10 protein-coding genes are annotated in these 11,451 nt (G+C 71.5%); 4 read left to right on the top strand and 6 right to left on the bottom strand.

All coding sequences use genetic code 11. The features are described from left to right. The first annotated feature begins 96 nt into the window (after positions 1 to 96). Complete coding sequence (locus Ade02nite_RS47075) at positions 97 to 621, top strand: DUF1990 domain-containing protein (RefSeq protein WP_203777963.1); 525 nt, start codon at positions 97 to 99, stop codon at positions 619 to 621. 636 nt (positions 622 to 1,257) lie between these two features. Next, positions 1,258 to 1,896 carry a DJ-1/PfpI family protein gene (locus tag Ade02nite_RS47070; protein ID WP_203777962.1) on the top strand — a complete coding sequence of 213 codons (639 nt, stop codon included), beginning with the start codon at positions 1,258 to 1,260 and terminating at the stop codon, positions 1,894 to 1,896. A gap of 96 nt (positions 1,897 to 1,992) precedes the next feature. Here Ade02nite_RS47070 and Ade02nite_RS47065 read toward each other — a convergent pair whose 3' ends face one another. The 3 genes from Ade02nite_RS47065 to Ade02nite_RS47055 are packed head-to-tail and all read right to left on the bottom strand — an operon-like array spanning position 1,993 to position 4,389. Next, positions 1,993 to 2,808: a MetQ/NlpA family ABC transporter substrate-binding protein gene (locus Ade02nite_RS47065; RefSeq protein WP_203777961.1), complete on the bottom strand. Its 816-nt coding sequence runs from the start codon at positions 2,806 to 2,808 to the stop codon at positions 1,993 to 1,995. A 13-nt stretch (positions 2,809 to 2,821) separates the two neighbouring features. Continuing rightward, positions 2,822 to 3,478 carry a methionine ABC transporter permease gene (locus Ade02nite_RS47060; protein ID WP_203777960.1) on the bottom strand — a complete coding sequence of 219 codons (657 nt, stop codon included), beginning with the start codon at positions 3,476 to 3,478 and terminating at the stop codon, positions 2,822 to 2,824. Next, entirely contained in the window at positions 3,475 to 4,389 is a 915-nt protein-coding gene (locus Ade02nite_RS47055) for a methionine ABC transporter ATP-binding protein (protein WP_203777959.1), read from the bottom strand. Before Ade02nite_RS47055 ends, Ade02nite_RS47060 begins: the two co-directional genes overlap by 4 nt. Before the next feature lie 227 nt (positions 4,390 to 4,616). On the opposite strand from Ade02nite_RS47055, the gene Ade02nite_RS47050 reads away from it, so the two are divergent. Together Ade02nite_RS47050 and Ade02nite_RS47045 are read left to right on the top strand one after the other, a co-directional pair. After that, positions 4,617 to 5,258, top strand: coding sequence for a hypothetical protein (locus Ade02nite_RS47050; RefSeq protein WP_203777958.1), 642 nt, complete (start codon positions 4,617 to 4,619; stop codon positions 5,256 to 5,258). 95 nt (positions 5,259 to 5,353) lie between these two features. Continuing rightward, positions 5,354 to 7,612, top strand: a complete 2,259-nt coding sequence (locus tag Ade02nite_RS47045) for a catalase (RefSeq protein ID WP_203777957.1) — start codon at positions 5,354 to 5,356, stop codon at positions 7,610 to 7,612. A 15-nt stretch (positions 7,613 to 7,627) separates the two neighbouring features. On the opposite strand, the gene Ade02nite_RS47040 is transcribed toward Ade02nite_RS47045, so the two are convergent. The 3 genes from Ade02nite_RS47040 to Ade02nite_RS47030 all read right to left on the bottom strand — a co-directional run bounded on the left by Ade02nite_RS47040 (position 7,628) and on the right by Ade02nite_RS47030 (position 11,406). Beyond that, positions 7,628 to 8,695 carry an FAD-dependent monooxygenase gene (locus tag Ade02nite_RS47040; protein ID WP_203777956.1) on the bottom strand — a complete coding sequence of 356 codons (1,068 nt, stop codon included), beginning with the start codon at positions 8,693 to 8,695 and terminating at the stop codon, positions 7,628 to 7,630. Between the two features lie 72 nt (positions 8,696 to 8,767). Further along, complete coding sequence (locus tag Ade02nite_RS47035; RefSeq protein ID WP_203777955.1) at positions 8,768 to 9,820, bottom strand: tartrate dehydrogenase; 1,053 nt, start codon at positions 9,818 to 9,820, stop codon at positions 8,768 to 8,770. 5 nt (positions 9,821 to 9,825) lie between these two features. Beyond that, complete coding sequence (locus Ade02nite_RS47030) at positions 9,826 to 11,406, bottom strand: SLC13 family permease (protein ID WP_203777954.1); 1,581 nt, start codon at positions 11,404 to 11,406, stop codon at positions 9,826 to 9,828. Positions 11,407 to 11,451 lie beyond the last annotated feature (45 nt).

Raw genomic sequence — 11,451 nt, 5'->3', positions numbered from 1 at the left:
TCGGACGACCAGTCCCGGCTGGTCTTCCACCCCGCCGACCGGGGCGTTGCGGCGCTTTCCGCCGAATAGCCCGGCGCTGTTCGCCAGACTGAGCCGGTGCCCGGACTCACCTACGACGACGTCGGCGCCACCCGGCCGGCCGAGGATCCCTGGCTCTCCCGGCCGGCCGGCTACCGGAGCTTCGAGCGAACCGTCGCCCTCGGCGCCGCACCGTGGGAGACGGTGTCCGAGGCGGTCATGCAGTGGCAGGTCAAACGCCGCAGCGGCTTCACCGTTCTCCCGGCCGCGCGAGCAACGGAAGGAGCCCACTACCTGCTGACCGCCCACATCGGCCCCCTCCGCATCCGGGAGCCGGTGCGGGTGGTCGCCGTGGTCGACCGGCCCGACCGCCGCGGCTTCGCCTACGGCACCGAACACGGCCACCCGGTCAGCGGCGAGGAGGCCTTCATAGCCCACCGCACCCCGGACGGCCGGGTGTGGCTGACGTTGCGCTCCCTCACCCGCCCGGCGCAGGGCGCTTGGGGGTGGGCCTTCCCGGTGCTGCTGCTCGCCCAGCGGGCCTATCGCCGCCGGTATCTGCGCGCCCTGCGCCAGGACCCGTCACCGAAGTCAGCGCCGTGACGTATCGGCCAGGCGGTTGAGCCATTCCAGCAGCAGGGTCCGCTCACCGGGGCTGAGCGGCGCCTGTCCTGATCGAGCGCCGCCCGCAGGGCCATCGCGCTGCTCACCATGCCGCCGCCGGGCCGAGCCGCACGCGCCCGTAGACCAGGGTGTAGTAGGCCGGGTGAGCCAGCCCTCTTCGCCCCGGTCGACCTGAGCATCGTCGACGGCCGCCGGCAGAGCGCCGCCGACGCGTACCTCACCCCGGTCCTGCACCGTCCTGGGCGACAGGGAATGCAACTACGCCGGCCTGTCGATCAGCGGCGGCCAATTCGTCGGGTTGGGCGAGTTCTGGCAGGCACCCAGCAACGTCGTGACGCGTAACGGCCAACCTCCGGCCGTGGTCGCTCTGCCGGGCGGCGAATCCGCCTACCTGGACTGGCTCGGCAGCAACAGCAACCAGATCTACGGGCCCTACCCCAACGGCCTGGCATCGCCGCACGTGTGGGGCAGCCCGTCGCCGTCCAGAGCGCCCTCAGCCCGTGGCGCCTTCAACCGGAACTGGTCGAGGCCCCAGATCGCCCTTTCCTGGGCCGGGCAGGACAACAATGTGTACTGGCTCCTTGTCGAGCGGTGTCGTTCAATAGGGTGCTGTCCATGGATATCGTCATCGTGCTCTTCGAGGGCTTCGAACCGCTCGACGCGATCGGCCCGTACGAAATCTTGGCCTATGTGCCAGGCGCGAAGGTGCGCTTCGTCGCACCGGAACCGGGCGTTCTCACCGACGCGCTGGGCGCGCTGCCGGTCGACGTGCGCACGCGGTACTCCGACGTCGAGTCGTGTGACGTGCTGCTCATCCCCGGCGGAGGCGGCGCCCACAAGGTGATCGCCGACCCGCAGTTCCTCGATTGGGTGCGCCGGATACACGCCACCACCCGGTTCACCACCTCCGTCTGCACCGGCTCGCAGGTGCTGGGCGCCGCCGGGCTGCTCGACGGGCTCACCGCGACCACGCACTGGGAGTCGGTCGGCGACCTGCAGAGCTACGGCGCGGCGTACACGAGCGACCGGGTGGTCCGGCAGGGCCGGATCATCACCTCGGCCGGGGTCTCCTCCGGCATCGACATGGCCCTGCATCTGGCCGCTCTGCTCACCGACGACACCACGGCGCAGGCGATCCAGCTCTACACCGAGTATGACCCGCAGCCGCCGTACGACAGCGGCTCCGTGGCCAAGGCGCCCGCCGCCGTGCTCGAGCGCGCCGGCACCCTCAACCGCGATCGGCTCGATGGCTGACACCGACGAGCACGAAAGGTCTCCAGACTCCCACCGCCGACGAGCTCACTACCGCGGGCGCTGGATGCCCTGTGGGGATCCAGCGCCCGCGGCGGATCAGAAGGCCGGCAGGACCGAGCCCTGGTACTTGTCCGTGATGAACTTCTTGACCTCGGGGCTGTGCAGCAGCTTCTCCAGCTTCTGCACGCGCGCGTCGGTCTCGTCGCCGGTGCGGACCACCAGGAGGTTGGCGTACGGGTTGTTGTCGGCGGTCTCCAGGGCGAGCGCGTCGGTGGCCGGCTTGAGGCCGGTCTCGATGGCGTAGTTGCCGTTGATGACCGAGAGCGCCGTGTCCTCGAGGCTGCGCGGCAGCTGGGCCGCCTCGAGCGCCTTGAACTTCAGGTTCTTCGGGTTGGCCGTGATGTCCTTCTCGGTGGCCTTGACGCCGACGCCGTCCTTCAGGGTGATCAGGTTGTTCTTGGCGAGCAGGCTCAGCGCGCGGCCCGAGTTGGACGGGTCGTTCGGGATGCCCACGACGCCGCCGGACGGGACGTCGGCCAGGGACTTCACCGTCTTGGAGTAGACGCCGAGCGGCTCGATGTGCACCGGCTTGAGCGGGGTGAACTTGTAGCCCTTCGCCGCGACCTCCTCCTCCAGGTACGGGATGTGCTGGAAGTAGTTGGCGTCGAGCTGCTTCTCCTGGAGGGCCACGTTGGGCTGGATGTAGTCGTTGAACTCGACGATGTCGAGCTTCAGGCCCTCGGCGGCGGCGAGGTTGTCCGCCACGTACTTCAGGATCTCGCCGTGCGGGACCGGGCTGACGCCGACCTTCAGCGTGTCCGAGGAGGCGGAGGCGGAGTCGTCGTCGGAGCCACAGGCCGCGAGCCCCAGCAGGAGCGTCGCGGAGGCCAGCACGGAAACGAAGCGGCGCACGAGATGGACCTTTCTATTTGTGGGAGAGCCGGCGGACGAGCAGGTCGCCCGCCATCTGGACGAGCTGGACGAAGACCACGAGCGCCGCGACCGTCGCGACCATCACCTCGGTCTCGAAGCGCTGGTAGCCGTACCGGATGGCCAGGTCGCCGAGGCCGCCGCCGCCGACCACGCCGGCCATCGCCGAGTAGCCGACCAGGGCGATCACCGTGATGGTGAGGCCGGCGGCCAGGCCGGGGCGGGCCTCGCGGAGCAGCACCTTGCCGACGATCTGGCCGCGGCTGGCACCCATCGCGGTGGCGGCGGCGATCACGTCGTTGGGGACCTCGCGCAGCGCGGCCTCGACGATGCGGGCGAAGAACGGGATGGCGCCGATGGTGAGCGGGACGATCGCCGCGTCGGTGCCGATGGTGGTGCCGACCACGGCGCGGGTGAACGGGATGACCGCCACCAGCAGGATGATGAACGGCAGCGACCGGGTGATGTTGACGATCAGGCCGAGCACCGAGTAGAGCGGCGGCGCGGACAGCAGCCCGCCGGGCGCGGTGAGCACCAGCAGGACGCCGAGCAGCAGGCCGCCGACCGCGGTGAGCACGGTCGAGACGAGGACCATCCAGGCGGTCTCCTGCAGGCCCACCCAGAGCAGGTCGAAGACTTCGGACCAGGTCATGCCGCCGCCTCCACCTGGGCGCCGCGCGCGCGGAGGAACTCGACGGCGGCCGTGCCGTCCTCGGGCAGGGCGATGCGCCACCGGCCGGCCCGGGTCGCGGCGAGGGTCTCCACCGAGCCTTCGAGCAGCGAGATGTCGAAGTTGCGGGCAAGGCCGGTCAGCGCGGTGTCCGCGTCGGGGCCGCTGACGGTGACGTCGACGACCGTGCGGCCGGGCAGGGTCGCGGGGGCGGAGAGCGGGAAGAGGCCGCGGGCGAGGGTGGAGCCGGGCCGGTGCAGCAGCTCGGCGACCGGGCCGGACTCGACGAACGCGCCGTCGCGCATCACCGCGGCCGAGTGGCAGATCTTCTTCACGACGTCCATCTCGTGGGTGATCAGCAGGATGGTGAGGCCGAGGCGCTGGTTGAGGTCTTGCAGCAGCCGCAGGATCGAGTCGGTCGTCTCCGGGTCGAGCGCCGACGTCGCCTCGTCGGAGAGCAGCACCTGAGGGCGGGCGGCCAGCGCGCGGGCGATGCCGACCCGCTGCTTCTGCCCGCCGGACAGCTGCGCGGGGTACGCGTCCGCGCGCCCGCCGAGGCCGACCAGCTCGATCAGCTCGGCGACGCGTTCCTTGCGGGCGGATCGGGGCACGCCGGTGACCTCCAGGGCGAAGGCGATGTTGCCGGCGACCGTGCGGGAGGAGAGCAGCGCGAAGTGCTGGTGGATCATTCCGATGCCGTGCCGGGCGAGCCGCAGCCCTTTGCGGTTGAGGGCGGTCAGGTCGACACCGCCGACGGTGATCGTGCCGGCGTCGGGGCGTTCGAGCATGTTGACGCAGCGCAGCAGCGTGCTCTTGCCGGCGCCGCTCTGCCCGAGCACGCCGTAGACGTCACCCTCGCCGACCGTGAGGTCGACGCCGTCGACGGCGCGCACTTCCCGCCCGCGGCTCCGGTATGTCTTCCGGAGTCCCTTAATCTCGATCAAGAAGCACCCTTATTACCTAGATATCCCATAGGCTGATGGGACATCGACCGACCATAGCGGCGCGCCCGGTCGCGGGGAAAGCCCGTGTAACGACCGTCACGAGCCCGATACCTGACCGTCATCTAGACACAGCGGCGGCATAGGGAGCGCACAGCGCGGCGCCCTAGCGTCGAGACATGGCACTTCTGGTTCTGGCGCTGCTGTTCGGAGTCGGTGCTCTTCTCGTCTTCTCCGGCCGGCGCAGCACAAGCGGACAACACCAGCACACGCTCTCGGACGCGCGAGCGGAGGCGCAGCGATGGTACGAGCGCCTCGGCGGCCAGCTGGTCAACCTGAGCAGCCCGGACCCGGCGGCGCGGCAGGCGCTGGCCGACGCGGCCGAGCGGCACCAGGCGGCGGGCGGGCAGCTGGCCCGGGCCGAGACGGTCAGGCAGTACGAGATGGCGCGCGAGACGGCCCTCGAAGGGCTGGCCTACGTGCGGGCCGCGCGGCAGGCGATGGGCCTGGACGCCGGCCCCGAGTTCCCCGCGGCCGGCCGGGCCACCGGCACGCTGGACGCCGACCGGCGAGTGACCGTCCAGGGGCAGACCTACTGGGCCGGTCCGCAGGCGAGCTCGCGGACCCCGTACTACTACCCCGGCGGCCACGTGGGCGGCCGCCCGGTCCCCGCGGGCTGGTACTCGACGCCGTGGTGGAAGACCGCGCTGGCGGCCGGCGCCGGCGCGCTCGGCGGCATGATGATCTTCGACGCGCTCTTCGGCCACCACGGCTTCGGCGGTCCCGGCGGAGGGCCCGGCGACTTCGGAGACTTCTTCTAGACGGCTCTTGAGTCATTCCAGAAACCGTTTACCACGCCCTGGCGCGGGTACCCCGGAAGCCGTCGCAATCCGCCACTTCCGGAGGATCTACGCAAATGGAAGCCAGCAAGCCCGTTGAGAAGATCAAAGACGTGGTGGAGGCCGCCGCCGCCAAAGTGGCGGACGTCCTGACACCTCCGGTGCCCGGAGCGCCGGGCAGCGCTCCGCCGACCGTGGCGGAGCCCACGACCCCCCACGATCCCCTGCCGGCGAAGAAGGAGCAGGGCGCGCCGGAGACGCGGACGCCCACGGGCGCGGTGACCGGCGCGCCGGCCGAGTCCAAGGGCCAGCAGGGCGAATACCTGACCACGGCGCAGGGCGCCCGGCTGCGCGACACCGACCACTCGCTGAAGGCCGGGCCGCGCGGCCCGATCCTCATGCAGGACCACCACTTCCGCGAGAAGATCACGCACTTCGACCACGAGCGCATCCCGGAGCGCGTCGTGCACGCGCGCGGCGCGGGGGCGCACGGCGTCTTCGTCGGCTACGGCACCGCGGACGGGGTCACCCGCGCCGGCTTCCTCAAGAAGGGCAAGGAGACCCCGGTCTTCGTGCGCTTCTCGACCGTGCTCGGCTCGCGCGGCTCGGCCGACACCGTGCGCGACACCCGCGGCTTCGCCACCAAGTTCTACACCGACGAGGGCACGTTCGACCTGGTCGCCAACAACATCCCGGTCTTCTTCATCCAGGACGCGATCAAGTTCCCGGACATCATCCACGCCGGCAAGCCGCACCCGGACCGCGAGATCCCGCAGGCGCAGAGCGCGCACGACACGTTCTGGGACTTCGTCTCGCTGCACACCGAGGCCCAGCACCACACGATCTGGAACATGTCCGACCGGGGCATCCCCCGCTCGTACCGGACCATGGAGGGCTTCGGCGTCCACACGTTCCGCCTGATCAACGACGCCGGCGAGACCGTGCTGGTGAAGTTCCACTGGAAGCCCAAGCTCGGCGTGCACTCGCTGACCTGGGAGGAGGCCCAGATCGCGGCCGGCGTCGACCCCGACTTCCACCGCCGCGACCTCTACGACGCCATCGAGGCCGGCGCATTCCCCGAGTGGGAGCTGGGCATCCAGGTCTTCCCGGACACACCCGAGGAGACGTTCGCCGGCATCGACCTGCTCGACCCCACCAAGATCGTGCCGGAGGAGCTGGCCCCGGTGCAGCGCGTCGGCAAGCTGGTGCTCAACCGCACCCCGCGCAACTTCTTCGCCGAGACCGAGCAGGTCGCGTTCCACCTCGGCCACCTGCCCCCGGGCATCGACGTGACGAACGATCCGCTGCTGCAGGGCAGGCTCTTCTCGTACGTGGACACGCAGCTCACCCGGCTCGGCGGCCCGAACTACTCGCAGATCCCGATCAACCGGCCGCACGCTCCCGTGAACGACATGCTGCGCGACGGCTTCCACCAGCACGCGGTGCACGCGGGCGTCGCGCCCTACCGGCCGAACTCGCTCGACGGCGGCAACCCGTTCACCGCGGGCGACAAGGAGAACGCGTTCCTCGACGTGCCGGTGCGGGTCGCCGAGGCGCCGAAGGTGCGGCAGAACCCGGCCTCGTTCGACGACCACTACAGCCAGGTGCGCCTGTTCTGGCTGAGCATGTCGCCGGTCGAGAAGGAGCACATCATCCGGGCGTACACCTTCGAGCTGGGCAAGTGCTACGAGCAGGCGATCAAGGAGCGCCAGCTCCAGTCGCTGGCCAACATCGACCCGGTGCTCTGCGCCGAGGTCGCCACCGGCCTGGGCCTGCCCGCGCCGAAGCCGACCATCGAGCTCGCCGAGCCCGCGCCCAGCCCCGCGCTGTCGCAGGTCGGCGGGGAGTGGCCGCCGGACGGCCGGATCGTCGGCATCGTGGTCGGCCCCGACGGCACCGACGTGCCGGGCCTGGCCGAGGTGCGCACGGCGATCCAGACCGCCGGGATGGTCCCGCTGATCATCGCTCCGCACGGCGGCAAGGTCGGCGGCCTGCCGGTGCAGCGCACCTTCGCCACCGCCCGCTCGATCGAGTTCGACGCGATCCTGGTGGGTGCCGCGCCCGTCCCGGCGCCGGACGCGATCCCCGCCCGCGACGACAAGGCCGGCGCGGCGACCTCGGTCGACCCGCGCGTGGTCCTGCTGCTCGACGAGGCGTGGCGGCACGCCAAGGCGATCGGCGCGTGGGGCGAGGGCACCGAGGCGCTCCAGCAGGCCGGCATCGCCGGCACGCCGGGGGTCGTCGCCGCCGAGTCGGCCGCCGCGGCGCTGACCGAGGTGCAGCAGCTGATGGCCGCGCACCGGGTCTGGGAGCGGTTCCCCGCCACGGTGGCCTGAGACGAGGGCCCGATCTCAGCGCAACGGACCGTACGCGGCCTTGTACGAGATCGGGCCCATCACCGGCAGCAGCATGTTACGCAGCCGGATGGGCAGGCCGGCCACCTTGGAGAACCGGTCGGTGACGGCCTGCACGTGGGTGACCCGCTCGCGGCGGCGCTCCTCGTAGCGGGCGCCCACCGCGTCCCACGCCCCGTCCGCGAGCAGATCGGCGAGCGCGATCGCGTCCTCCATCGCCAGGGCGCCGCCCTGTGCCCACACCGGGGCGGTGGCGTGCGCCGCGTCGCCGATCAGCACGCAGCGGTCGCGGTGCCAGGTGGGGATGCGCACCTCCTCGATCGGCGAGTGGTAGAGCCGGCCGGGGCTGTCGAGCACCGCCCGCACCTTGTCCGGGTAGCCGCCGAAGGTCTCCCGCAGCCACGACGGGTCCGGGTCGACCGGGCCGCCGCGGGTGGCGGACGCGAACACGTACACCTCGGTCTCGTCGACCGGGATCATCAGGAACGCGCCCTCGGCGCCGGACCACACGGTGAAGCAGTCCACCCCGGGGTTCGGCGCCATGAAGCGCCAACTCGCCCGGCTCAGCATCGCCGAGCGCATGCCGGCGCGGCCGAACACCTGCTCGCGGACGGCCGAGTGCACGCCGTCCGCGCCCACCACGAAGCCGTACCGGCGGCCGCCGGCCCGCACGCCCGAGGGCTCCAGCTCCACCGTGCCCACGCTGTCGTGCCGGACCGGGATGTCCTCGGCGAGCAGCGCGTGCAGGTCGCTGCGGCGCACGCACCGGGGCCGCGCGTCGGGACCCCAGAACTCGTCCTCGTCGACCGCGAACAGCACCCGCCCGCGCGACGACCGGTACTCGCGGCGGCGGGTGGGCCGGCCCACCTTCTCCAGCCCCGCGCGCAGGCCCAGCGCGCCCAGCGCCGCGACAGCGTTGCCCGGCAGGTTGATCGCCAGGCCGCCGTCGGCCGCGGCCGGGTCGCGCTCCACCAGATCGAACGGCACGTCCCGCTGCCGCAGGGCACACGCCAGCGCCAGGCCGGCTATGCCGCCGCCGACCACGAGCACCGCGTCGTCAGTCATCGTTCTCCTCCCCCGTCCTGAGGCTCCAGGACACCGCGCTCTCCGGCCGAGAAGGTACCTTTCTGTCGGAGATCAGCCCAGATGGGCAACCAGCGATGACACGACGGCCGCGGTGTCCGCGGTGCCGCCGAGGTCGCGGGTGCGGGTCTCCGGGGCCGCCAGCGTCGCCTCGACAGCGGCCATGACGTCCGCCGCCGCGGCCGGATGGCCGAGGTGCTCCAGCATCAGCGCGGCCGACCAGACCGCGCCGACCGGGTTGGCGATGCCCTGCCCGGCGATGTCCGGCGCGGAGCCGTGCACCGGCTCGAACATCGACGGGTGGGTGCGGGTCGGGTCGAGGTTGGCCGACGGGGCGATGCCGATGCTGCCCGCGACCGCGGCGGCCAGGTCGCTCAGGATGTCGCCGAACAGGTTCGACGCCACGATCACGTCGAACCGCCCCGGATCGAGGACGACCTTGGCCGCCAGCGCGTCGATGTGCTCGCTCTGCGTCCGTACCCCCGGGAACTCCCCCGCGACCTCGGCGACCACCTCGTCCCAGAACGGCAGGGTGTGCACGATGCCGTTGGACTTGGTCGCCGAGGTCACGTGCGAGCGGCGGGTCGCGGCCAGCTCGAACGCGAACCGCGCGATCCGGGTGACGCCGGGGCGGGTGAACACGGACTCCTGCACGGCGAACTCGTCCGGGAAGCCCCGGTTGAGCCGGCCGCCGATCTCGCTGTACTCGCCCTCGACGTTCTCCCGGATCACCACGAAGTCGACCTCCGGCCCGGCGTCGCGCAGCGGCGACCGGACGCCCTCGAAGACCCGGATCGGGCGCAGGTTGACGTACTGCCGGAACGCGCGCCGGATGGGGATCAGCAGGCCCCACAGCGACACGTGGTCGGGCACGCCGGGCCAGCCCACCGCGCCGAGCAGGATCGCGTCGTACGGCCGCAGCCGCTCGATCGCGTCCGCCGGCATCATCTCGCCCGCGGCGGCGTAGCGCTGGCAGGACCAGTCGTACTCGTCGTAGGTGAAGGGGACGCCGTGCTTCCTGGTGACCGCGTCGAGCACCTGGCGGGCCGCCCAGGTCACCTCGACCCCGATGCCGTCGCCGGGGATGACGGCGATGCGCTGCGGCATCGCGCTCACCCGAGCCCGACCGCGGCCACCATGAGCGGCAGCAGCAGGAGGATGAGGATCGCGCCGAGCACGTCGAAGGAGACGCCCGACCGGATCATCGTGGTGATCGGGACGACGCCGGAGCCGTAGACCACCGCGTTCTGCGGCGTGGAGACCGGCAGCATGAAGCCGAACGACGCCGCGAACGTGGCGGCCAGCGCCGGCACCAGCGGGTTGATGCCGGCCGCGGCGGCGATCGGGATGATGATCGGCACGACCACGGCGGCCGACGCGGTGTTGCTGGTCGTCTCGGAGACCACGATCGCCAGCACCACGGCGAAGGCGGTGATCGCGAACGTGCTGCTCAGGCCCAGGGCGTCCGCGCTGGAGGTGCCGATCCGCTCGGCCAGGCCGGTGTCGGCGAGCAGCGAGCCGAAGATGATGCCGGTGCCGAAGAGCACGATCGTGCCCCAGTCGATGCGCTGGGCGTCGCTCCAGTTGAGCGTGAACTCGCGGTCGCGCCACGAGGTGGGCAGCAGGAACAGCAGCGAGGCGCCGAGCACGGCGACCACGCCCTCGTTGAGGCGGCCGCTGACCACGTCGTACACCTTGGACTCGGTGCCGGCGACCAGCGCGACGATGCCCGGGAAGATCCAGAGCGCGACCGTGACGGCGAAGGCGATCACGGTGTTGCGCTCGGCCGGGCTGAACTTGCCGAGCTCGGCCCGCTGGCCGGCGATGTACTGCTCGACGCCCTCGATGCGGCGCACCTCGGGCTTGTTGATCAGCAGCAGGACCAGCGCGAGCACGGCGAACATGCAGAGGCAGATCGGGGCGGCGATCGCCATCCACTCGGCGAACGAGATGCGCTCGCCGGTCGCCTCCTCGATCAGGCCGCGGCCGATCAGGTTGGGCGGGGTGCCGACGGGCGTGAGCAGGCCGCCGACGCTCGCCCCGTACGCCAGCATGAGCATCAGCGCGGCACCCACCCGCAGCCGCGTCGGGTCGAAGCCCTCACCCGCCAGCCCGCGGTCCTGCATCATCTTGGCGATCACGGCGAGGATGCCGAGCGCGGTGGGCAGCAGCATCGCGACCGTGGCGGTGTTCGAGACGAAGGCCGACAGCAGGGCGGTGATGACGCCGAACGCGACGATGACCCGGACGGTGGAGCGGCCGATGCCCGGCAGCGAGAGGATGCGGAACGCGAACCGGCGGGCCACGCCGTGCTTGAGCATCGCCTGGGCCAGGATGAACGCGCCGATGAAGGTGAAGACCGTCGACGAGCCGAACGGCGCGAGCACGTCGGACGCCTCCGCGACGCCGAACACGACGATCAGGCCGACGCCGATCAGGCCGCCGATGGGGATGGGCACCGCCTCGGTGACCCACAGGATGATCACCCCGAGCAGGACGCCGCCGAGCACCTGCTGGCTGGGCGGGATGCTCAGCGGCAGGGCGAGGAAGACGATGGTGACGATCGGGGCGAGGAAGAGGCCGACGGTGCGGCGGCCGCGCTCGAAGCGTTCCTCGGCCGGGGACAATTGCTGTTCACCCAGACTGCGGTAGGTGCCGCCGCCGAGCAGGCGGCCTTCGACGTCCGTTGCCATGGCGCCCTCCCCGTACTCCTCATCGAGTGATTTACATCACTCGAT

This window comes from Paractinoplanes deccanensis, assembly GCF_016862115.1.
GTDB lineage: Bacteria > Actinomycetota > Actinomycetes > Mycobacteriales > Micromonosporaceae > Actinoplanes > Actinoplanes deccanensis.
Note: the sequence above shows the minus strand (reverse complement) of the source record. Positions and strands in the feature narration are given on the sequence as shown.